This window comes from Tengunoibacter tsumagoiensis, assembly GCF_003967535.1.
Classification (GTDB): domain Bacteria; phylum Chloroflexota; class Ktedonobacteria; order Ktedonobacterales; family Ktedonobacteraceae; genus Tengunoibacter; species Tengunoibacter tsumagoiensis.
In genome coordinates this window covers 1175586-1197772 of sequence record NZ_BIFR01000001.1, presented here as the reverse complement: position 1 = coordinate 1197772, position 22187 = coordinate 1175586, and the positions used below count along the sequence as shown (strand labels likewise).

19 protein-coding genes are annotated in these 22187 nt (G+C 50.6%); 8 read left to right on the top strand and 11 right to left on the bottom strand.

Annotation, left to right across the window (positions count from 1 at the left end):
* Nucleotides 1–99: 99 nt before the first annotated feature.
* The 4 genes from EL628_RS04750 to EL628_RS04735 form a co-directional block, all read right to left on the bottom strand.
* The gene (locus tag EL628_RS04750; RefSeq protein WP_126578707.1) at nt 100–528 is read right to left on the bottom strand and encodes a hypothetical protein; all 429 of its coding nucleotides are present in this window, start codon (nt 526–528) and stop codon (nt 100–102) included.
* A gap of 232 nt (nt 529–760) precedes the next feature.
* A complete protein-coding gene (locus EL628_RS04745; RefSeq protein ID WP_126578705.1) occupies nt 761–1645 on the bottom strand; it encodes a WD40 repeat domain-containing protein in 885 nt (294 codons plus the stop codon).
* A gap of 20 nt (nt 1646–1665) precedes the next feature.
* The gene (locus tag EL628_RS04740; protein ID WP_126578703.1) at nt 1666–2151 is read right to left on the bottom strand and encodes a MogA/MoaB family molybdenum cofactor biosynthesis protein; all 486 of its coding nucleotides are present in this window, start codon (nt 2149–2151) and stop codon (nt 1666–1668) included.
* Nucleotides 2152–2155: 4 nt separating this feature from the next.
* A complete protein-coding gene (locus tag EL628_RS04735; protein ID WP_161975276.1) occupies nt 2156–2812 on the bottom strand; it encodes a CpXC domain-containing protein in 657 nt (218 codons plus the stop codon).
* Nucleotides 2813–3285: 473 nt separating this feature from the next.
* Between EL628_RS04735 and EL628_RS04730 the strand changes: the two genes are divergently transcribed.
* Nucleotides 3286–3741, top strand: coding sequence for a GNAT family N-acetyltransferase (locus EL628_RS04730; protein WP_218028867.1), 456 nt, complete (start codon nt 3286–3288; stop codon nt 3739–3741).
* Between the two features lie 49 nt (nt 3742–3790).
* On the opposite strand, the gene EL628_RS04725 is transcribed toward EL628_RS04730, so the two are convergent.
* Both EL628_RS04725 and EL628_RS04720 read right to left on the bottom strand, forming a co-directional pair.
* Entirely contained in the window at nt 3791–4663 is an 873-nt protein-coding gene (locus EL628_RS04725; RefSeq protein WP_126578700.1) for a MurR/RpiR family transcriptional regulator, read from the bottom strand.
* A gap of 79 nt (nt 4664–4742) precedes the next feature.
* A complete protein-coding gene (locus EL628_RS04720) occupies nt 4743–5549 on the bottom strand; it encodes a metallophosphoesterase family protein (protein WP_126578698.1) in 807 nt (268 codons plus the stop codon).
* A 270-nt stretch (nt 5550–5819) separates the two neighbouring features.
* Between EL628_RS04720 and EL628_RS04715 the strand changes: the two genes are divergently transcribed.
* Nucleotides 5820–6680, top strand: a complete 861-nt coding sequence (locus tag EL628_RS04715) for an EamA family transporter (protein WP_161975275.1) — start codon at nt 5820–5822, stop codon at nt 6678–6680.
* Nucleotides 6681–6908: 228 nt separating this feature from the next.
* Here EL628_RS04715 and EL628_RS04710 read toward each other — a convergent pair whose 3' ends face one another.
* Complete coding sequence (locus tag EL628_RS04710) at nt 6909–7808, bottom strand: helix-turn-helix transcriptional regulator (protein ID WP_126578694.1); 900 nt, start codon at nt 7806–7808, stop codon at nt 6909–6911.
* A gap of 186 nt (nt 7809–7994) precedes the next feature.
* Between EL628_RS04710 and EL628_RS04705 the strand changes: the two genes are divergently transcribed.
* Nucleotides 7995–8936 carry an LLM class F420-dependent oxidoreductase gene (locus EL628_RS04705; RefSeq protein ID WP_126578692.1) on the top strand — a complete coding sequence of 314 codons (942 nt, stop codon included), beginning with the start codon at nt 7995–7997 and terminating at the stop codon, nt 8934–8936.
* 343 nt (nt 8937–9279) lie between these two features.
* Here the strand turns inward: EL628_RS04705 and EL628_RS04700 are convergent, their stop codons facing one another.
* Nucleotides 9280–10548 carry a DNA double-strand break repair nuclease NurA gene (locus EL628_RS04700; protein ID WP_126578690.1) on the bottom strand — a complete coding sequence of 423 codons (1269 nt, stop codon included), beginning with the start codon at nt 10546–10548 and terminating at the stop codon, nt 9280–9282.
* A 13-nt stretch (nt 10549–10561) separates the two neighbouring features.
* Nucleotides 10562–13708: an AAA family ATPase gene (locus EL628_RS04695; RefSeq protein ID WP_161975274.1), complete on the bottom strand. Its 3147-nt coding sequence runs from the start codon at nt 13706–13708 to the stop codon at nt 10562–10564.
* A gap of 247 nt (nt 13709–13955) precedes the next feature.
* Between EL628_RS04695 and EL628_RS04690 the strand changes: the two genes are divergently transcribed.
* The gene (locus EL628_RS04690; RefSeq protein ID WP_126578686.1) at nt 13956–15371 is read left to right on the top strand and encodes a hypothetical protein; all 1416 of its coding nucleotides are present in this window, start codon (nt 13956–13958) and stop codon (nt 15369–15371) included.
* Between the two features lie 17 nt (nt 15372–15388).
* On the opposite strand, the gene EL628_RS04685 is transcribed toward EL628_RS04690, so the two are convergent.
* Complete coding sequence (locus tag EL628_RS04685; RefSeq protein WP_126578684.1) at nt 15389–16012, bottom strand: NADPH-dependent F420 reductase; 624 nt, start codon at nt 16010–16012, stop codon at nt 15389–15391.
* 472 nt (nt 16013–16484) lie between these two features.
* Here EL628_RS04685 and EL628_RS04680 point away from each other — a divergent pair, with 472 nt between their 5' ends.
* Nucleotides 16485–16850 (top strand): hypothetical protein, encoded by a 366-nt coding sequence (locus EL628_RS04680; protein WP_126578682.1) that lies wholly within the window; start codon nt 16485–16487, stop codon nt 16848–16850.
* Nucleotides 16851–16868: 18 nt separating this feature from the next.
* On the opposite strand, the gene EL628_RS04675 is transcribed toward EL628_RS04680, so the two are convergent.
* A complete protein-coding gene (locus tag EL628_RS04675; protein ID WP_126578680.1) occupies nt 16869–17756 on the bottom strand; it encodes a serine/threonine protein kinase in 888 nt (295 codons plus the stop codon).
* Between the two features lie 434 nt (nt 17757–18190).
* Here EL628_RS04675 and EL628_RS04670 point away from each other — a divergent pair, with 434 nt between their 5' ends.
* From EL628_RS04670 to EL628_RS04660, 3 genes are all read left to right on the top strand, one after another.
* Nucleotides 18191–20911 (top strand): winged helix-turn-helix domain-containing protein, encoded by a 2721-nt coding sequence (locus EL628_RS04670; protein ID WP_126578679.1) that lies wholly within the window; start codon nt 18191–18193, stop codon nt 20909–20911.
* Between the two features lie 188 nt (nt 20912–21099).
* Entirely contained in the window at nt 21100–21714 is a 615-nt protein-coding gene (locus tag EL628_RS04665; RefSeq protein WP_170211132.1) for an RNA polymerase sigma factor, read from the top strand.
* A gap of 130 nt (nt 21715–21844) precedes the next feature.
* Nucleotides 21845–22072, top strand: coding sequence for a hypothetical protein (locus tag EL628_RS04660; RefSeq protein WP_126578677.1), 228 nt, complete (start codon nt 21845–21847; stop codon nt 22070–22072).
* Nucleotides 22073–22187 lie beyond the last annotated feature (115 nt).

Below are 22187 nucleotides of genomic sequence, written 5' to 3'. Positions count from 1 at the left end.
CAAGAATGGGATCTTTAATAATATCAGAACATCTTCCAGGAGATGCTCTTTTACATGCTCTTAGAAGATGTTCTGGTGTTCTCTCTATGATTGTTCGACTTAGCTTTCCTGTTGAGATAAAGCTGCCGGATCTTGCTGCTGTGCCTGCATGTCTGCCGCCGAATCTTGCTGCTGTGTCTGCATAGCTGCCGGCATTGAGGGCTGAGACTGGATGTTGCTTCCCTCAAGCTCTGCTGCCCCCTGGCTATCCAGGATCTCGCGTGCTTCGCGCTCACGACCATCGGGTCGGACGGAGACGACGACGTGACCAGCTTTATACTCTTCATCAAAGTGATCGGCACGATCTTCAGCGACACCCAGGTTCACCAGGTCCTGCTGCAAATTATGCAGTTCCTGATTCTCTGTTCGCATTGCAACACCCACCTGATCATATTTAAAGCCTGCACTACGCAAGGCATCTACTGCATTCTTAGCGGTTTGCGTATCGGGAAAGACACCGACTACGAGAGGTATCTGATATGTTGTCATATGTTTCTCCTTTCGAGTTCGCTCTCGATATTCATGCTATTTCTCTATCTTCCGCCTCTTTCCACCAGCCCTCTCCACATGTTCCACCTGGTATTCATCGACACCACCTATCCCACTGGCTAACACTCCCTTTACACGATTCGCTTCCCCAAATAGATGCAATCGATAAGCGTCCTTCGCTATTGCAAGAAGGATAAAACATATGGTCGTAAAGGTTACCTGTCTGTTTATGCTACTGAGAGGGATTGGGCCAGATATGTACGACTTTGTCGCTGGCGGAGGCGATCCATTTTCCATCGGGGGACCAGGCTACTGCTCTGACCCAGGTATGGTGATCTCGATAGGTTGCCACAAGCTGACCCGTCTGAGCTGACCAGATCTGGATGGTCCGATCATTTCCGGCGGAGGCTATCGACGCTCCATCTGGGGAGCAGGCCAGAGTTTTAATCACATCGCTATGGCCATGGTAGATGAAGTGGGTCTCGCCGATCTCAGCGGACCAGATATGGACGGTCTTATCATGTCCGGCTGAGACGAGCAAACGACTCTGAGGAAGCCAGGCAACAGCATATACCGGGCCACTATGCCCTCGATAGGTGGTATAGAGCTCTCCACTCAAGGGGTTCCAGATCTGAACGGTGGTATCAAAGCTACCAGATGCTATGAGGTTACTGGTTGGCGACCAGGGGGCGGCAAAGATACGGTATTGGCTACGATGTATTGTCTGCATTTCACCAGTGGTGCTCTGCCAGATCTGGACGGTACTATCTCCATATTCACCACCGGATGCCACATAATCTCCCATTGGAGACCAGCTAACGCTGCGAATAAAACGGACATGATGGGGAAAGGTGAGGAGCTTATGGCCTGTCATAGGCTGCCAGATATGAACGATACCACCTGTACAACCTGAGGCGATCCGCTGACCATCGGGAGACCAGGCCAGAGAGAGGAGATAGCGGGGATGTTCCGCAAATACTATGAGGGTCTCGCCGCTGCTGGGGTCCCAGATCCGTACGGTCCGATCACGGCTCCCCGAAGCAACGGTTCGCCCATCTGGCGACCAGGCCAGGGCAAAAATATGATCGCTATGGCCGTGATACCGAGTAATGACCATGTAACATCATCCTGCACTCGCTAATGCTCTCTGGGGCCCTCGATCAATAAATTAATGCCATGGGGCAGAACCTCTAGCAGGTACTCCAGATATTCACGCACAGCTTTCGGGCTACCAGGCATGTTGATAATCAGGGTGCGCCCTCGCACGCCAGCCACTCCTCGTGAGAGCATCGCCATCTTTGTGTAGTGCAGGCTCATCGAGCGCAGCGCCTCTGCAATACCAGGAGCCTCACGCTCCAGAACGGACTTCGTAGCCTCAGGGGTGACATCTCGCGGAGCCAGTCCTGTACCGCCAGTGGTAAGAATGAGATGTAATTTCTGCTGATCGCTCCACTGACGTAGCACTGCGGCTATCTCCTCTTGCTCGTCGGGCACGATCTTGCTGATCGTAATCTCTGCATCGGGCAACTGAATGGCCAGCTCTCGCATGACCTGACCACTCAGGTCCTCTCGCTGGCCCCAGAAAGCTCCATCGCTGATTGTCAGGATGCCGACTCTTATCATTTTTTTACCCTTTAGGGGCCAGCTCTCGCATAAAGGCACTGATCTGGCGGCGCGATCCATACAACCAGACAGTATATTCGTCTGGCAGATCCTCGACTTCGATACAACAGTCCATCTCACTGGCAAGTTTACGCAGGATATCGTGGAACTGGCCCCGTTCGGCCTCATTACGGCTCTGAGTGTTCAGAGCGATCCGTCCCAATTTCTCATCCTGGGTGAGGATGCCGTTGATCAGTTCATTGAGCTGATCCAATCCAAACACAACCTGTAAGGGAGGAAGCTCGCGTGCCTGGGCTGGCGTGATATCTACCTGCCTGCCCCCATTCTCCTCATCGCTCTCCTCGTCCTGCATCATACGCACAGTGGCAGCATCTTTATACACTTCGCGCAGTTTCTCGAGGATCAGCAGGCGAGCATCTTCGGGAGCATCAGAACGAGGATGGACGTACGCCAGCAGATTGTGATCGGGATCGGAGTAGATGAAGGGCGTGGCGATGGCCGCTCGCCGCCCGCAGTTGGGGCAGACCGAGACATTAATCAGGCCAGCCAGAACAACATAACGCAACCGTGGTTCCTGCGCGATGTTGATATATTCATAAGTTTTACAGCTAAACACCTCTCCACAGGGACAGGTGAAGGTATGTGTGGTCGAACGAGACATAGACAAATTCTTTGTTGAACTTTCCGCTTTCACTAATTGACGCTGTTCATTTGTAATCAGTTGCTTGATCATTGAGGTTATTGGCCGAGCCCACCTCGACCAGATGATCTTTTATGAGCTACCCTGTCTATCAGTATACCATATTGAAGGCCAATCTTTGCAGTCTTTAGCTGCAATCATGCAGAACATTTCAGTTCTTGAACAAAAGGCAATGAGCAAAACAGGCACTGCGTCTACGTGAGCTACAGCCACTTATACACGCGCTCTGTGAGAAACTGGCTAGCTATGGGCTTCCCAAGACACTTGAACACGGCGTTCCCCTCAACCTTAAAGTGCTCCTAGACCGCCTGAGCGAAGCTGAATAGGAAGAACCTTGCCTATAGAGAGTGTTCTCAGTATCTACGGCACGCAGTAGTGAGTAACCCTGTATAGTTATACAAAAAACATTCTTTGCCTCAAGGAGTAAACCCCATATGATTATAAGCAAAATACAACTTCAAGACGTGTTCCAGTCAAAGCTCTTGCTAGAGGTACAGCAAGCAGCTTACCAGGTCGAGGCAGCGTTGATCGGCTCAACAGCTATTCCAGCTCTGAAGGAAGATTTGGAGACGCTGCAAAACTGTGGTGAGACCTTTTATGGCTACTGGATAGAGGATAGTCTGGCAGGAGCTATCTCTTATAAAAGAGAAGGCGAAGTGCTAGATATTTACCGCCTGGTCGTCCATCCCTACTATTTTCGACGCGGGATTGGTAAAGCGCTGGTCCGCTTCATTGAAGAGGCAGAGGACCACATCAAAAAGATTATTGTATCGACAGGCACAAAGAATTTGCCCGCGAAAAAACTTTACGAAGTCCTGGGCTTTCGTGAGACTGGCGAGAGAGAGGTCATGCCAGGTCTATGGATCACGCTTTTTGAGAAATGGCGCTGAGTCTATGCAAGCACGGACCCGGCAATGGTGGTCTCAGAGCCAGCAATAACTATAAAAGATGCTCGTCTATGGCCTCAGAGAAACGTTCGATGGCAATGAGTGAGGCATCCGAGCGACGCATTGCCACAGCAACATAGAGCGCATCGATCACGCTGAGGTGCGCAATACGACTGGTCAGAGCTGCTGTACGAAAGGCGGTTTCGCGGGAGGCAGTGATAAGGGAAACATCCGCAAATTCGCTAATAGGCGTGTGAACATGGCTGCTCAACAATATACAGAACGCGCCCGCCGCACGCGCCGAACGCAAGGCATTCAGCGTCTCACGCGTCCGGCCAGAGTGTGAGATAGCGAAGGCAACAGAGCCAGGTGGTAGATGCGTGGCGGAAACTGCCTGCATCACAGCATCATTCGTTACAGTCACTGGCAGACCGATGCGCAGGAAACGATAATAGGCATCCAGGGCAACTGGTAGTGAGGGACCAATGCCATAAAACTCAATGCGTGTAGCCTTCAGCAAAGCCTCAGCCACGCACTCTAATAGTGTTTCATCAAGTACAGCCAGGGTATCGGCGATGGCCTGGATATCGGATTGCAACACTTTACGTGCCACCACACCTACACCATCATCTGGCAGGATATCTTCATGGATCTGATGGAGAGGAGTCATACTCTCAGCCGCCAGAGCCAGCTTGAGATCACGCAATCCCTGGTAGCCTAGCGAGCGGCAACAACGCACAATGGTTGCCTCGCTGACCTGAATGCGCTGGGCCAGAGCCTGGACCGAGAGATGAACGGCCTCCTCAGGATGCTGCTCAATAAACTGCGCTACGCGCCCCTCAGCCTCCGTCAGATTGCGAGAAGCGGCACGGAGCCGTGCCTGGACTCCTTCTGAAATAAGAGGGCGCTCCTGTGGTTGTGACATGAGTATGTAACCTTCCTCTCCATCACGTCTGCTATGCTAGCAAAGTATATCCCGCTTTTGCACGCATGGCAATCCTCCCTTATAGCGGCACTTCAAAAATGCGCGTCGTCAAAAGACCATCTTGAATCGTCACCAGGCGATAATGCAATGGTTGAAGACAAAAGAATGGCTCATCCAAAAATACTGGCTGGGGAGCCGTCGAGCGCAAACCAAAGACGGGAATGCCTCGCTTCACCTTCTCATAGGTTGTATGCACATGCCCACTAAGCACACCCAGTACCTGGACTTGATATTGGGTTACAATATTCCAGAATATTTCACTCTTCTCTTTATCCAGAAAATAATCATCCTGCCAACGGTTACCCATAGGAACCATGTGATGATGCGTCAAAATCACTGATGGTAATCCAGCTTGCAATGAACGCTCAAGATAGTCCAGAGTTTCAGGATAAGCAACAGCATCATCGCCTGCACCAAAATCCAGGCAGATAAACTGCACCCCTTTGTGCTGAAAGCTGACATTCATCAGGGGCATGGCTGGCGTATCGACAAAGAGATGACGGAAAAACTGGTCGCGATCATCGTGATTGCCAGGCAAAAAATACATCGGAAAAGTCTGCAACCCCTCTAATGTAATCAGAGCTGGCCCCGGCGCGACAGAGGTCACCTGCAACTGAAACATATCACAGAAATTTCGATAAGACACCGCTGATGGATCATTGACCAGGTCACCAGTCGAGATCAAGAAATCGATGCGCTTACCAACATTTTTCGCAATATGACGCATAACCTGGCGCACAGCATAGGCAGTGGAGTATCCACGCATCAATTGAGACTCAGTCTCTCCCAGGTGATGGTCGCTGATCTGGACAAAAGAGAAATTCATTGCCCTTTCCCTCCTGTTACAAATGAAACTTTATTTCTTTGAGTGTATCGAGAAATTTTATTTCTGTCAAGAGGAATGAGCTTTACGCCGCCTACGGGGGCAAGGAAGGAAGGTCAACGAGAGATTGATGACCCTCTGTGCTCCCCGCCTGGCATTTCCAAATGGGCTTTAACGCAGTATTTCATCATTCTTCAGTGTTGACAAAAATGAAATTTTATTTTACTCTCGAATAGAGAAATAATATTTCATCAAAAAGAAAGCAGGATGCTTATGAGTCCTTTTGTGTTTATGCTGGTATTAGTGGCGGCATTTTTGCATGCAAGTTGGAATTTTCTAGCGAAGAAGGCGGGGAATAGCAAGGGGTTTGTCTGGTTATTTAATGTGCTGTCAAGCATTATCTATGCGCCAATACTTTTTTATATGCTTTTCTCAGGTCATGTAACCCTTACCTGGATACAGGCTGGCTTCGCTCTGGGGAGCGCTTGCCTACACTTGGCTTATTTTCTTTTCTTACAGCGAGGTTATGAAACTGGAGATCTCTCACTTTCGTATCCGCTGGCGCGAGGCACAGGTCCATTGCTCTCCACATTTTTCGCCATTGTGATCTTTGGCGAACGGCCAGCCATAGGTGCTATCGTAGGTATAGTGCTTCTCATTGTGGGTATTGTCTTCCTGGTTGGTAATCCCCTAAGCATCTTTATAGAGGGAAAGCGCGGCGCCATTCTCTATGCCCTTCTCACAGGGATATTCATCGCTGGCTATACGCTCTGGGATAAAGAGGCTGTCAGTACGCTTCAGACCTCGCCACTGTTGATGCTCGAATCTGCAAGTATTGTGATGGCAACCCTACTTTTACCCACATCATTAAGACACTGGGATCAGGTCAAAGCAACCTGGAGGGCACATCGCCTGGAAGCGCTAGGGGTCGCGATTCTCTCACCCATGGCCTACCTACTCATTCTCTTCGTCTTAATCTCCAATCCAGTCAGCCAGGTTGCTCCACTACGCGAGAGCAGCGTTTTAATTGGCACACTCATGGGGACACGCCTCCTGGCGGAGAAACAGGGAGTACGTCGTGTATTTTCCGCCGCTCTTATCCTGCTAGGTATTATACTTTTGGCAATAGGCTAACATACATGTCATGCATGGTAACACGCTATGAGAGCACAACCATGCATCGCATTGAGAGGAGTCACCAGAGGTCCAATTGGGAATTCCAGCCAGGCAACATGCAGAGTAAGATACCAGGAATGCGTTGTAAACGACCACGCCTCTTTCCTGGGACTACGAGATCCTGGCTTGCTTCGATCAACAAGGATTGGCTTCCCAGGCCTCTCCGTGAATTAGTTGGAGTCAGTGCTATCTCTCTGCTTCCTGGTGAGATTTCCGATCTGAGGCACTCCTACCTGCCTCGTCGCAATCGTCCATTGCTTCCAGAAATCGTTGAAGTCTTGCTCGTGTCTCGGCATGAGGGGTATAGATCATGATCTTAATGTCTGGGTTCGTGAGTACTTGCAAGGTGAAATGCTCAAATTCCAGAGATCCTAGCGTCGGATGTTCGATGACTTTGTGACCATCGAGAGCGCGGCGCACATCGTGGTGGGGCCACCACTGGCAAAATTCAGGGCTCACCTGCTTTAAATCTTCAACCAGCTCCTCAAACCAGGGATCAGCGGGATAGCGAGCACTGGCTGTGCGGAATTCCGCAAGCGTCGCCCGCGCAACCATTTCCCAATTGGGGCGCGACCGCGTCGTCGGGTTGGTGAAGAGTCGCCAAACCATGTTACACGCGTAGGGAGACGAGGCATCCGAATGCAGGTCCGAAATGGCGAAGAGACCATCGGCAGCTTTATTCCATGCCAAATAATCATAGCGTCGTCCAAGCATATACGCGGGACTAGGATTGAGGTCATCTAGCATCTGTTGGAGCGCTGGACTGACGTTCTCCGATGCAGGGGAAACAGCAGGAGGAAGTGGTTGTCCGGCAAGCAGAAATAAATGTCGACGTTCATTGGGCGTCAGTCTGAGCGCCTGCGCCAGACTCTCCAGCACTTGCGCCGAGGGATGCACATCCCGTCCTTGCTCCAGCCACACGTACCAGGAGGTGCCAATATTGGCGAGTTGCGCAACCTCTTCACGGCGTAATCCTGGCGTTCGACGTCGAAATCCTGGTGGCAAATCTACCGAACCCGGAGACAGGCTTGCCCGGCGTTGGCGTAAAAAATCAGCAAGGGCCTGGCGACGTCCGTTCTGCTGCATCTCTCTTTGCTCCTTAACATGGTAGTCAGAGACCTATGATCAACAAACACTGGTCCTGGGATCACCAGGAGAGCATACTCAAGGAGAGCCCCCTGCGTCAAGAGGTCACTTGTACCTGGCGTGAGGATTGCTCCCCATCAGGAGGAAGAACGTTCCTCCATTCTATGCAGAAGCGAGGAGGTAGGTATGTCTCTACAATTTGGTATATCTCTGCCGCAAGGCTGGAACATGGAACTGGCAGGTATCAAGAACCCCATTGAAGCCTACGAAGTGATGACACGCGTGGCTCAGACTGCCGACGAAGTTGGTTTCACATCCGCCTGGCTGGTCGATCACTTTCATACGACTCCACGGCCATCGCAAGAACTCACGTTTGAGTGCTGGAGTACGACCGCTGCCCTGGCGCGTGATACCAGGCGCATCCGTATTGGCCAGACGGTCACTTGCACTGGCTATCGCAATCCCGCCCTGCTCGCCAAAATGGCCAGCACGGTCGATGTTCTCTCACACGGGCGACTCAACTTCGGCATTGGGGCTGGCTGGCACGAGCACGAGTATCGCGGGTACGGCTACGACTATCCTGACACTGCTGAGCGCCTGCGTCGTCTCGGCGAAGCGGTTCAGGTCATCCTGGCCATGTGGACGCAGGAAGAAGCAGTCTTCGAGGGCAAGTATTACCAGATACATGGTGCGATTAACCAGCCGAAAGGAGTCCAGCACCCACATATCCCGATCCTGATTGGTGGTGGCGGCGAAAAAGTGACGCTCAAACTGGTGGCGCAATATGGCGATGCCTGTAACGTGTTTGGCAACCCGGAGACGATCAAACACAAATTCTCTGTCCTCAAAGCTCACTGTGAAGCGCTTGGACGGGATTATGAGAGCATCCATCGCACAGCAGGCGCTCTCTGCTTTATCGGCGAGACCGATGAGCAGGCACAAGCCAAATTTCCCGCCGCTCTCCAGGGTCGCCCAATAGCTGCTGGCGCGCTGATCGGCAGTCCAGAAACCATCCGTCAGCGCATAACCGAGTTGGAGGAGGCGGGAGTTCAGGAATTGATCCTCGGATTTCCCGATGCCGTGCAACTGGATACGTTGCGCTTCTTTGCGCACGAGTTCCTTACCTAAACAGGAGCACCGGAGGCGACGGTCACAACGAGAGCATATTTGTTCAGGCTTCACCTTAGCCATCACATCATGGCACACGGGAGGCTCTAAACTGAATATGCTCTCGTTTGTGGTAGCAAACGGATCTTCTCTGAAGCTCCCTTTCCTATTGGGCCATTGTCCACTCGAGCTATGGAGGGGCTCACACAGCGGAGTGGGAGCACAGGAAAGAGACAAGCTACTTTCCCTACTTTACAGTGTTTTATATGTGAAATCGAGCATGATATGACAAGCTACTTTCCCTACTTAACATTCATAATGTGTGATTTTACTCGTGAGATAGCAAAACCAGGAGGTATCTTCTTTAACGACGACGCGACTTACTGGTAGATTTGGTCGAGAAGGTAAACTTGACTCCTTGCCGCTCCATAAAACCCTGGAAATGATTGTAGAATTCGCTCCGATCCTGCATGGTGATGACAGAGACGGCATCCGCAGTCTCAATCGCATATGGATAACCATTTCCAGCAATAACTTCGGCCCGAATAACGTCTATCACTGGATCTAAAATACCGTCATCAAGCATCCAGCGCGGAAATTCCAGACGCGTGGGTGGTCGATTGGCAGTTGTCTGTAGATAACAGAAGGCGATCTTGTTGCGATAGGCTCCGTAGCTCTGCAAAATATCGTCACGAGCACAGAGCATGGCCGGCGTACGATCACCCCAGTGGAGGTGGCCCTGCCAGAGTAAGGCATCATGGATCTTCTTAGTATCACGCAGCACTGGATGGGCCTGAGCAGAATCCAGACGGCGCAGCATCCCGATCATATCACGCGCATAGCTGGTATCAATATACCCGATGAGAGGGATACGGAGCTCTTCCGAGGTCTTTAATAGCGAGATGGCTGAAGCAATATAACGCTCTCGATAGGGACTGGGCATGGTAAGCGCAAAGGAAACGACGAGAGAGCCATCAAAGAAGACAACTGGACTGTAAACCGGGTCCTCATCTCGCCGATCATTTGCCAGCCGCTCCATCTGCTGACAGAGCGTCTCGATCTCTAACATATAACGCCGCATGGTTACTTGCATCTCGGAATAGGGATAGCTATCTGGATCGCTGGCTTCAGATCTGGAGGCCTCCATGATCTCATCGGGGGAAAGAACCTCCATATGGACATCTTTGACGTAGGGCCGACCTGCCGAGTGAGGATTGACAAAAAAACCAACCTGAACCAGCGCAACGGGGATAGAAGCATCACGCCATGGGAGGAGCTGGCTCCCATCGACAGCAACGGTTGTGACACCTTCGATGCATTCCGCCCATTGGCGCGCCTGCTCATGATTGGCAAAATCTCGTCCAAATGGAATATGCGGCGCATGATAGTCGCTCTGCTCAGCATTCACCAGCCAGCGATCAAACTCAATGCTTGGTCGCGCTCCAGCCGGAGGCATACCTGCCTCATCTGGGGGCAAGATATGCTCTACTTCGGCACTGGAGGAGTAGCGCTGGTACAATGTCTCCAGGGCATATTGATACATCGCCAGTTGCTCGCCAAATGAGCCGTCGTATAATGAGAATTGTCCACGCTTGGTGTTAAGGGCCGCCAGCAATTTTCCTTTATGTAGCATGTATCCTGCCTCCCTACACTGATGCTTGATCGTAAGCACTCATCGATGGGGCTAAGACAGCCTCCTGGAAATCGCCACGCTGTTGGAGATTCTCTTCATAGAGATGGGTCTCACCATTGACTTTGTTGAGGCGCACCAGGCTATCCAGTCCCTGCTCAAAGGTATCATCATGGCTGATCACCAACAATTGATCAAAGCCTCGCACGCGCCGGATCTGTTCCGCCAGATTCATACGTCGCGTCTCGTCCATATTCTGTGTCGGTTCATCAAAGAAGGCTACATTCAGCGTTGAGAGCTTCTTAAGCAGAGCTAAGCGGACCGACAGCGCGGCGCTCATCTGCTCGCCTCCACTGAGCTGGGCAAAGCTGCGATCAACTCCCTGCCGCCGTAATACGATCTCATAATCGTTGCGCCAGGAGAGCTGCGCTGTCTTGTCGCCAATCACTTCGCCAAAAATACGATTGGACTCCGCCGAGATATCTGCCAGCATGGCCTTCAACACATGGGGGGCTGCCTCTTTAATGAGCTTACGAAACTGTTCAGTCATCTGATAGAGATCTTCCAGCGTCTGATATTCTTTCTGTGCTGCTTCAAGCTCTATCAACAGTGCTTCGGCCTTCTCAATCTGACTCTCCAGGACTGTCATTAACTCTTGATGATGTTGCATCCGTACGCGTAATGCTGTCAGATCGCTACGCAATCGCTCTAGCTCGCTATGAATACGCTCCAGCTCCAGACGATCAAAGATGGCCTGGGCACTGATGTATTCTCTCTCAATCATTTTGAGTTGCTCGTGAGCCTGTTCAGTTAACTGAATCTGTTGCTGCTGAGCATGAAGATACTCAGGAAGGCGCAGGGCCTCGCGCTCATTCTGGAGGTAGCGCAGATGACCGGCCTGACTCTGCTGAGACGCGCTTTCGTTCTGCGCAATCTGCTCATCGAGCTGTTGATAGACTGCTAGCTGCTCCTCGAGCTGCTGAATATCTCGTATGACGATCTGTTGTCTCTGCTGCTCGCTATCGAGCTGCTGCTGACGCTCGTTCTCCTGCGCAACAATGGCCTGTTGAGCCTTGCTATGAGAACGTGGATCATTTAAGGCTTGCAGTTCAGTCTGAATCTGATTACGCTGCGCCTCGCTCTCGCGCAGTGGCTCTGCCTCTGCTCGCCGCTGCTGCTGATCGCTCTCCAGTTGCTGCGCCTGCTCTCGGAGCTGCTGAAGCTGCTTCTTAAAAGAGGCCAGTTCTCTGACGCTGGTATCAGCCTTCTTGCTTTCGTTATAAGCCTGCTCTGCGATGCTGATCTGCTGCTCAATCTGTTTGACCGCTTCAAGCTCCTGGGTGAAAGCTATAACTTCGCGCTCTAAACGCGCAATCTCGACCGCATTCCGCTGGAGCTGCTCCGCCAGCATGTCGCGCTTCTCAATATATTGTCCAAGCTTTCCCAATGCGTCGGCATATTTTTTGATCTGAGCAATCTGGCTCTGAATAGCCGCCTGCTGCTGCTGAACATGAGCTAGCTGGCTTTGCTCATCCTGCAACAGGCCATCAAAATATGATTCCAGGCTCACAAGGCCACGTTGTTTAATGTTGAGGCAGGTCTCGTGGAGGAGGGGACACTGTCCGCCAGCCGATTGAGCACGAGAGTCAGTATAGGCTTCGATATTTCCTTCGAGGCGATGTTGCTGACCTGCCAGCGACTCCAATTCGAGCTGGAGTCGGGGCATCTCTTCAGCCTCTTGCCGATGCTCTTCGATGAGCTCAACGTTTTTTTCAGCTCTGCGTAACTTATCCGCCGTCTGATCCCGATCCATCTGACGCTCTCGCAACAGCTCGCGTTTCTCCTGCAACTGCCGCTGGAGATTCTGCTTCTCGCCAGCCTTGACACGCAGGTGCGTCAGCAGTTCATTACGCTCCTGAAGCAGCTCTGCCAGGGGGACAAGTGGCTCAATAGCAGTGATTCGCTGCTCATATTGCTGCTGATCCAGGAGAACCTTTTGAAGCTGGCTCTTGATACGCTGGCCTTCATCCAGAAGGGCTTTATAACGAGCCAGTCGGGCTCCGGCCTCTTCGCGCTGTCTCTCTAGCTCCGCCTGCTTTTCGACATAAGGCGCTAGCTCGACGATAGTAGTGCGGGCTTGCACAACCTCTTCAACACGCGATTGGGCATTGTTCAATTTCTCCTCGCCGCGCGCCTGCTCATTTTTATAGTGAGCCATCTTCTGACGCAGCTTATCGCGCTGCATAGCCTCCTGACGCAGCCCTTTTAATGCTACTTGCGCCTGCTCATAGAGCTGGTGATCTGGCAGACTCTCCTGAGTAATCTGTTCGGCAGACTGCGCCTGCTTCAGTTGCTCCTCACGCTCAAACAGGAGCCGCTGGGCATGTTCATAATCTCGCTTGCGATGAGCATGCTCTTGCTCCAATCTGGTCAAGCGGAACAACTGCTCATTGAGGACTGAGAGGCGAGCTTCGTGCTGAGTGAAGAGCTCGCTCCATTCAACATGCTGCAATCGCTGCTGCGTATCAGCCAGGCGGGCATCTTTTAATTGGGTACGCCAGTCTTCTAGCTCAGCAGTAGCATAGCTGAGACGTTGAATCTCTTCGCGCTGACCCTGCATCTGCGTCTGGTAATATTTTTGTGTCTCTAACAGTTTCTCTGCTGCCTGCTTATAATCTTCGATCTGCAAGAGAGCGTCAAAGGTAGCCTTCCGCTTACTGGCTGGCTCCAGGAAAATAGAGGTGAAGGTCCCCTGAGGCACACCCAGAGCATCCCGAAATAAGGAGTCAAGCGGACGCTCACGATCAATGCCAAAGAGATCGTGAAGCTTATCCTGAACATCTGCACGCTGCTCTAAACGGAGGTCCGCCTCTTCATCATAGATCATCCAGCGTGAGCCAGAGCCGCAACGCCTCTCAACCGTGTATGGTCGATCATCGCTGCCAATGATGTGCACAGTGACCTTCCCGTGTTTCTCTCCCTCACGCACAAACTGGTCCTGGCTGTATGGCAGAGAGCCAAAGAGCGCAAAGCCAATCGCCTCTACCAGCGTGGTCTTGCCAGCTCCGTTGGCTCCGCTAATCGCGGTCGTCCCGCGGCGAAAATCTACTGCAACTTGACGATAACTCTTGATATTTTCTAACTCAATACGCTTGATGAGCATAGTACGCAGCCAACCTTCCCAGCAAACACAAATAATAAAGATGGACCTTAATGGGCAATTCTGCATCGTGCTGATGAAAACGGAAATGCTCAGGCGCATTATAACATGTTAGAGAAGCTACTGAGCTCCAAAGTTTCCATCAGGTGCTTGCGGTCATTCGATTTGGTATCCCTTTCTATACTAAAGCTAATGAACAAACAGAGCATATGGAGAGAGAATACCATAAGTAGAGAGGGGAGCAGAAACAATGCAGCAATGGCCAGAAGCAAATGATGATGATCAGATTGAGTCCTCCAAACGTGTCGTTGTGGTGACAGCCCAGAAGGTTCAGACATTCGATACACCAGAGTGTTTAAAGATTGATTCAGGCCTGTTACGTTATCAGCAGATCTTACAATCTCTCTGGGACTGTCGGCTGATCTGTCTGGGGGTCGCCTTTTATCTTCTGCTGTATCTATCTGCTGCAAAGACGCACTGGTTCGATTATTTTTATAGTGGAGGAGCTCTCCATTCTTGCTGCCGGGGTATGGATTTCTATCAGATTCCCAATGGCTACTGGGCCTATACCCATGGCGGAAGCCTCAATGGCGTCCTTCCGCAGGGAGTCCACCCTTATTGGGGTGGCTATACCAATATCAATGTCTATCATCCACTCTTTACGCTACTCATGGGGAGCTTTTTGATTCTCTTTGAGCCTGATGCTTCATTTTATGTCTGGATGTTCTTGAAGATTGCAGTGAATCTGCTCCTCTTGTTCTATTTCTTTCGACGGTTTCGCACTCATCCTGCGATCTATTTCGCTGTCTTTACAGCCCTCATCAATTTTACGCAGTATCTGGAGATGGAGATTGCGCAGTTTCAGTATGTCCTCAATCTCTCGACGTTCCTCCTTTTGATGACGCTCGCACAAAGCAATCGGCAAGTGACAGGTAGCCTGTATTATGCCATCGGGCTCCTTACAAAACCAATTGGCTTCTTATGGCTTCCTGTCTTTTTCTTCAAGAAGCAGTATAAACTCCTTGTGCTTGGCATGCTTATGTTTGTCATCTCAACCGCCTTCTTCTGGTTTAATCAGAGTGGGCTCTATTATACAGATAATCTCATGCACCACTTTTTTAGCGCTGATCCAGGGGGCCCGACGCAGATTATGACTCTGGCGGCTCTGCTGCACTATACCTTGCTCCTCTCACCCGGTGCCATTGCAGGTCTGCGCCTGCTCTGCCTGCTGGCAGTGCTCTTTCTCTGTTCGCTAAAGCGGATTAATCTCTTCAAAGGGATGTTTATCAGTACGGTCTACTACCTGTTATTCTATGATCTGGTCTATGAATATCAGTACACGATTCTTATCCCTTTGATTGCTATCTGCCTGCTAACCTGTCCTGAGTTCCAGAAACTGAGTGCAAAGATCTATATTATCTGGATCTGCCTCCCCAATGTATTTTTTCTCATGCACCTGTTCAGGGTGGCTTACGACGATAATCCTTTCTTTGGCCCTAATCCCACCGACTGGGGCTGGCAGTTGATTGTCATCAGTCGCATTGCTCCATTGATTGGATTAACCATCTGTGTGCTCAAGCCAGATATCAAACCAGCCGCCAGTGGACTGAAACGCTTTGCCTTCCTGATTGGAAAAATCAATAAAAAACTAGAGGTGTTTGGCTAAGGCTCTGACCAGCCAGCTTAGATGCCCAGCACCTTTAGCGCCAGGTGCCGACCCTTTTGTTGCTTGAGGGCCAGCGTAAACCAGATTGTCGTTAGCGCATCGAGCAGGCCAACCTGCTCGATACCACCAAGATAGATCGGGCGTAAGCCTACCTCAGCGATAAGTTGCTCGATCTGCGATCGTGTCTCCGCTGCCTCTCCACAATAGAAAAGATCTGCCTGAACGCCATTAAATTCTGGGTCAGCAAAGTTCTCCCAGCCAAGAGTGTTAAAAGCACGATAGAGGCGAGCCTGAGGAGCCAATCGCTGCAATGAGCTCAGATTATGCATGGAATCTTCCCCAACACGATTGGTTGCATCAATAATCATAAGCCCATCAAGTTGCTGAGCATGTTGCTGAACAATCTCTTCGACTGCTCCCCCGGGCAGGGCCAGCACTACGATCTGAGGCTTCTCTCCCAATACTTGCTCAATTGTCCCAATTGCAGCGCTCGACCCCAGTTCAGCCCGGACAGCCTGAGCATTCTTACCTGCGGGGTCGCTAACGCCGAAACTGACTTGATGGCCACTGGCACTCCACTTGGCCCCAAGAGCTCTACCAACATTCCCTGCACCGAGTATTACAATTTTTTGCGTTGCCATGTATATGTCCTTATCACTTACTTGAAATACACAATCAATTCCTTCTGCTTTGAATGCAGAATGGTATTCTCTCTACAAGAACATTCTTTGTGCGATAAAACATTCCTTTTCCTTAGCTCTATTTCTATCTTTTGTTACGCTTCTGCATAAGTCGATCGGTGCCCATCCGCAGTGGTAGAGAAAACTTCTCACATAGGAAGCAAACATATGTTTTACCACAAGATGAGTAATACACAAGATTCGGCGTAGCAGCACTGAATGATTACAATATGGTTATAATATGACGAAAATATAGAATTTTGCACACTTAAATGTCATAATGGATAAAGCAGCGAGAAACATTCGTAGCCTGTTGTAACGCTTCCATGGATATGAGGAGCACCAGTGCAAAAGACTGAACAGCCAGACACATCATATTGAAAGCTTTATACATAGAGAGAAATAAGCAGTAACTGGAGAGAGAGACCTTACGATGGACGAGTCGTTCGAAACGCTAGACCTGGAAAAATTTCCAATGACTGCTGAAGAAGCAGCCAGTGTTGAGGTACCGAAACGCTTTATCAGACAGATGAAAACCCCTCTGTTTAAGCCCGCATATGAAGAACGAGTGAAGGCTATTCTGCATCATCACAATTGTTATCTTGAGGTTCGAGATGAATACTGCATCATTACGTTTCCGCCAGGGACTACCACCGAACAATTGTGGGGCAATGCCACGTGCGATCGTAACAAGATTGTGCTGCCTGATGGGTATGATCTCTTAGAGATGGCGATTCCCAATAGCGATTTAAGCAATCCGGGCTTCCCACCTGAAGATTTTGCCGATATTCACGCCTGAGATCCGTGAGCTCGCAGGTCAAAGCCCGGGTCCAACAGGTTCTTCCCGGGCAAGCGGCTGCGTACATGCCTGTTTAAGCGCGTTCGCAAAATCTAGCACGTGCGCAAAACGTTGATAGGGGTCTTTTGAGAGCGCTCTCAGGACAACCTGCTCAACCGCTGGTGCAAGCTGGGGCAGATGCTTGCTTAAAGAGGGAGGCTCGTTGTAGAGATGTTGTTGACATAATTGTACCAGTGAGCCGCTAAAAGGAGGCTGCCCGCATAACCAGGTATAGACCAGTACAGCCAGTGCATATTGATCGCTGGCCGTGACGGGCTTCCCACTAATCTGTTCAGGGGCCGCATAGAGTGCGGTCCCAATGGAATCTTGCATGTGCTGTGGATGCCAGGGCTGCATCGCAACGGTGATGCCAAAATCACTTAACCAGATCTGATTTTCTGGCCCTATCAGGAGATTCGATGGTTTGACATCGCGATGTACCAGGTTACGCTCGTGCAGGTACTGTAGAGCACTGGCAATCTGCATCACTAATGGGAGGAGGGTAGACAGGGGAAGCTTGCTTCCAGTCACATAATAGTCTTGCAACGTCCCATGGGGGGCATAGTCCATGACAAAAAATGGTAGCTTCCCTTTGACACCACAATCCAGTACTCTGACAATGTGTGGGTGTCGCATGCTGGCATGTAAACGAGCCTCAGCCCAAAATTTATGCGTTACTTCTTCGCTGGCGAGCCAGCTATTGAGGACTTTTACCGCTACTGGATGCTGTAAGTGAATATGTTCTCCCTGATAAATTGTACTGCTCCCTCCGCTCTTCACCACATGATACAGCTTATAGTTTCCGTGTTGAAGCTCAAAACAATGCTTTTCGGTTAGCCTCTGGCTCATATCACAGTCCAATAGCATAACTACCTCTCCCTCCACTTGCTACTACCTATCTATTTCTCTCCGTCAATTAGCCATCAGGGTACAAAAAATGCCTCCGGCTGTCATCATCCAGAAGCATGATTTATCTTGATCGCTCTCCCATGGCTTTCGTCCAAAGGTTGGAAATCTCAACTACGTTCGCTGCAAGAGATTATCATAAGCTGCCGATGGTTACTCATAGCACTATTGACAGACGTCTATAATTGAATCATCACCGCTTGCTAGCTATAGATGGGGTTGAGCATCTGTGGAGGTCTGGCACCATTGCAAGAGGGGATCTTTTTAGTGCGACTAAGTCGCGTAGATCGACGGCAGAAGCAGCGAGGGGCCTGGCTCCAAACGAGCTCTATACGCATGAGACACGATTGTTGATTAAGCTGGATCACTGTACTGTAGGGAAGAGGCAAAAGTAGATGGAGCAGAGAACAGGTTCATATCCATTGCTGGCAACGAAGCTGGCTATTCCGCCCGCGTATGCCAGAAACACGCTCGCTCGGGTCCGTTTATATCATCGTCTGGATGAAGGTGCACAACGTTTGCTGACCCTGGTAATGGCGCCTGCCGGTTTTGGCAAAACAACGCTTCTAAGTGATTGGCTCAGGCAGCGCTCTGCCCTGGCAGCCTGGGTCTCTTTAGATCAACTGGATAATAATCTGGAGCGTTTCTGGCGCTATATTTTTAAGGCATTCAATACGCTTGCGCCTCAAGCCAGTGATCTGCTGGCAGAACCAGTAGCCTCTATCACGGAAGAGACGATCGAGCTATTGCTAACCAATCTCATCAATCATCTCGCCACCCTGGACCAGGAATATCTCCTCATACTCGATGACTATCAGACAATTCAGCGCACTGAGATTCATCAGTCGCTCTTCTTTCTCCTTGAGCATCTGCCTCCACAGATTCATGTACTTATCTCGACTCGTAGTACTCCTCCACTTCCTCTGGCTCGCTTACGGGTGCAGGGTAAGCTAGCTGAGGTACATGCGGCGGATCTCCGCTTTACCTATGAGGAGACATGCGAGGTGCTTACCCACAGTCTGGGGCTTTCCCTCACTGCCGATGAACTCCAGTTACTGCACAAACGCTGTGAAGGCTGGATTGCTGGCCTCCAATTAGCAGCCCTTAGCCTGCATGAGCCGGACAAAACAACTGCTAGCTCGATTCAAAACTTTACCGGCTGCCAGCATATGCTTTTAAACTATTTTACGGATGAGGTTCTTCAGCCGCTCTTACCTGCTCAACAGGACTTTTTATTGCAGACCGCTCTCCTTCCACGCCTGAATGCCTCGCTGTGCAACGCTGCAACGGGCTCTCAGATGGGGCTGGAGATGCTGGAATGGCTGGAACAGACCGAGCTTTTTCTGCATCCCATCCCGGGCGAAGAGGGCTGGTTTCGTTATCATCCTTTATTTGCTGAGGCTCTTACTTATCGCTTAAAACAAAAAAAACCTGCCCTCATTACACAGATACATCTACGCGCAAGCATCTGGCTGGAGGAGCACCAGTATCTATCCGAAGCCATCGAGCAGGCTCTTATAGGTCTGGATTACCAGCGAGCTGCTGATCTCATTGAGAGCCTGACTCCGGTGCTCCCACAAGAGCCCGCAATCGCCTCTCTCTCTCGCTGGCTGACACTGCTCCCTGAGGAGTACCTGCTTCGTCCACAGCTCACGTTTCTTAAGGCCTGGACGCTCCTTTTTCAAGGGGCGCAGCAGGATTATGAGCAGGCCCTGCTCTTTGCTGAACAGCAATGGGATGGACAACAGCAGTTGAGCCTTTGTTATGAGCTCCGAGCCTTTGCTGCTCAGCTTTGCCAACATGGTGCTGAGGCTACACGCTATGGCCAGCAGCTTCTCTCTCTACTCGCTCTTGATGATAGAAAGCAGCGCAGTAGTGCTCTGATTGCCTCTGGCGCTGGAGCATTCTATGCTGGATCGTTGGAACAGGCTCACGTACTTTTGATTGAAGCATCCCTTCTTAGCCAGCAGACGCTACAACACACAACCTTCTATTTTCAGGAGATCGCGCTCTCGCGTGGTGAGCTGCAAATGGTGGGGCAGGCGCTGCGCCAACAGATCACTCATTCAGAGCTCTGGTTCCAGTTTTACGCACATGTTCGGCTGGCACAGCTTGAATATGAGTGGAATACGCTCCCCAGTGCCCTGGAACACTGGCGTCAGGCCATGCGGCTCGCTGAACAGCTTTCTTTTACGGCTTTCCCATTGACTGATCTCTATCTCCTGGCCGCCAGGCTCGCTCTGTACCAGGGAGAGACCGAGCGGGTGCTCTCCTGGTTAGATCAAGCGGAGCTGCATTCACAGCGGTTTGGGACTAATAAGCTGGCACTGGCGCAGATAAGTTCGTTGCGCATTCAATTTCTGCTCACTCAGAATCATCTGTCCTCTGCCCGTCGCTGGTATGAACACTATCGACCTCAAGAGATTGACCCATCAGCTGTATATGAGCATGAACTCTGGCAGCAGACCCTGGCCCGCCTCTACATTGCTGAGGATCGACCAGAGGCCGCCATTCCTCTCTTAGAGGAGCTACTGGCACTGAGCCAGGTACAGGGCAGGCTTGCAAGCGAGATAGCGGCTCTCGTGCTGCTCACATTAGCCTATCATGCGAATGGCATTACGCTTCAGACGCTACAAACCTTAGAACGCGCTCTTCTTCTGGCCGAGCCCCATGGCTATCTACGCATCTTCATCGATGAAGGGCCAATTATGAGCGCTCTACTGACAGAGCTCTATAGCCGACAGCAGCGCCGCAGTGGAGATCTTCACGAGGTGCCTGCCCACTATATGCATAGCCTCCTGACTGCTGCTGGCCAGGATCTCCAACCTCCTGGCTGGATGATGCCCCATGAGAGCGAAGAGCTCTTACTAGATAAATTGAGTGAACGTGAACATACTGTACTGAGCCTGATTGCTGCGGGCCTCTCGAATCAAGAGATTGCACAGAAGCTGGTCGTTACCGTCAGTACAATTAAGACACATCTTAATAATATCTATGCCAAACTTCACGTTCATACCCGCCTTCAGGCCGTTACCAGAGCCTATGATCTGGGTCTGCTACGCCACAATGAGCTCGATACAGAGCCACTCTCTCCTCCCAGACACGAGAAAGTTTAGGAGAAGCTTAGAAACTCCTAAGGTTTGTCTAAGCTTCTGTTCATATCGTTAACTTCTGCTTAGAGACGCTTATAGTAGAGCTTATCGAGCTCATTTTTGCTTGTATTTTCTCGGTGGAGAAGCTATGCTGTTGATGTCAAATGAATGTGCAGGGTTGAATGCTTATGAATATGAAGGAGCGATGAATAATGAAAACAACTGTAAGTCCTGAAATTACTGATGGGATGCTTGTTAAGAGTACGCTGGCTGGCGATCAGCAGGCCTTTGAAATGCTGGTACAGCGCTATAATACACCTCTCTTTAATTTTATTTGCCATTGCTTAGGCGATTATGATCTGGCCTGCGATGTCTCTCAACAGGTTTTCTTGCAGCTGTATATTTCAATGCCAACGCTTCGCACTGGCGAGCCACTGAAGGCCTGGCTCTTCCAGGTTGCACGCAATCGCTGTCTCGATGAGTTGCGCCGTAAACGCGCAGTCCATTTCTCAGACTTAGAAGCTTCTAATGACGATGATGATCTCTCACCTCTCGCCATTATGCCCGATACACGACCACTGCCTGATGAGATGGCTGAGCGAAATGATCTCCAGCAAGCTCTACGCGCAGCAATCGATGCTCTGCCACCAAAATTCCGTTCGGTTGTGATGCTGCGCTACACTTCACAGATGAGCTTCTCAGAAATTGGCAAAACGTTAAATATGCCAGAAGCTACTGCAAAGACCTATTTCCAGCGTGCTCGTCCTCTGCTTCGTGCGGCTATGAGCTCTCACTGGAAACCTGAGCTGCAAGAGGTCACTGCCTGAGACAATCTTAGCAGATTTTAAGCTCTTTCTAAACTTTCATAAGAAACCTTGGAAATTCCTGAAACTGTTCCCTTATGTTATCCGTGATACTACCAGATAGTAGATTAGAATAACATAAGAGGAGCAGTCCATGAACCCACAAAGCTTTTTACTGGATGATATGATGGTAGATGATCTGGCAGATGCAGAACTCGATGAACTCTTCGGTCAGTTGACACAGTTCGAGGCTCCAGTGACGCTTGTTAATACGATCATGGACACGGTTTCACACCTCCCCCGCTATAATCAGAAACCCGCTTTCTACCTGGAAGACTATCAGCAACTACCAACCAGTATGGATCTGTCTTCTCTCTGCTAGCTCCCTTTGTGAGTGGAAGGTGCAAGCGCAAGTGACTCTTCTGCGACAATTGAAACAGCCTGCTGGCTGATTATTTAGCCCTTCCAGCGCAAGACTGCATGAGATATAATAAATA

Coding starts and splice junctions, on each gene's coding strand:
- EL628_RS04750 (WP_126578707.1), bottom strand. CDS start 528: ATGACAACATATCAGATACCTCTCGTAGTCGGTGTCTTTCCCGATACG.
- EL628_RS04745 (WP_126578705.1), bottom strand. CDS start 1,645: ATGGTCATTACTCGGTATCACGGCCATAGCGATCATATTTTTGCCCTG.
- EL628_RS04740 (WP_126578703.1), bottom strand. CDS start 2,151: ATGATAAGAGTCGGCATCCTGACAATCAGCGATGGAGCTTTCTGGGGC.
- EL628_RS04735 (WP_161975276.1), bottom strand. CDS start 2,812: ATGTCTCGTTCGACCACACATACCTTCACCTGTCCCTGTGGAGAGGTG.
- EL628_RS04730 (WP_218028867.1), top strand. CDS start 3,286: ATGATTATAAGCAAAATACAACTTCAAGACGTGTTCCAGTCAAAGCTC.
- EL628_RS04725 (WP_126578700.1), bottom strand. CDS start 4,663: ATGTCACAACCACAGGAGCGCCCTCTTATTTCAGAAGGAGTCCAGGCA.
- EL628_RS04720 (WP_126578698.1), bottom strand. CDS start 5,549: ATGAATTTCTCTTTTGTCCAGATCAGCGACCATCACCTGGGAGAGACT.
- EL628_RS04715 (WP_161975275.1), top strand. CDS start 5,820: ATGAGTCCTTTTGTGTTTATGCTGGTATTAGTGGCGGCATTTTTGCAT.
- EL628_RS04710 (WP_126578694.1), bottom strand. CDS start 7,808: ATGCAGCAGAACGGACGTCGCCAGGCCCTTGCTGATTTTTTACGCCAA.
- EL628_RS04705 (WP_126578692.1), top strand. CDS start 7,995: ATGTCTCTACAATTTGGTATATCTCTGCCGCAAGGCTGGAACATGGAA.
- EL628_RS04700 (WP_126578690.1), bottom strand. CDS start 10,548: ATGCTACATAAAGGAAAATTGCTGGCGGCCCTTAACACCAAGCGTGGA.
- EL628_RS04695 (WP_161975274.1), bottom strand. CDS start 13,708: ATGCTCATCAAGCGTATTGAGTTAGAAAATATCAAGAGTTATCGTCAA.
- EL628_RS04690 (WP_126578686.1), top strand. CDS start 13,956: ATGCAGCAATGGCCAGAAGCAAATGATGATGATCAGATTGAGTCCTCC.
- EL628_RS04685 (WP_126578684.1), bottom strand. CDS start 16,012: ATGGCAACGCAAAAAATTGTAATACTCGGTGCAGGGAATGTTGGTAGA.
- EL628_RS04680 (WP_126578682.1), top strand. CDS start 16,485: ATGGACGAGTCGTTCGAAACGCTAGACCTGGAAAAATTTCCAATGACT.
- EL628_RS04675 (WP_126578680.1), bottom strand. CDS start 17,756: ATGCTATTGGACTGTGATATGAGCCAGAGGCTAACCGAAAAGCATTGT.
- EL628_RS04670 (WP_126578679.1), top strand. CDS start 18,191: ATGGAGCAGAGAACAGGTTCATATCCATTGCTGGCAACGAAGCTGGCT.
- EL628_RS04665 (WP_170211132.1), top strand. CDS start 21,100: ATGAAAACAACTGTAAGTCCTGAAATTACTGATGGGATGCTTGTTAAG.
- EL628_RS04660 (WP_126578677.1), top strand. CDS start 21,845: ATGAACCCACAAAGCTTTTTACTGGATGATATGATGGTAGATGATCTG.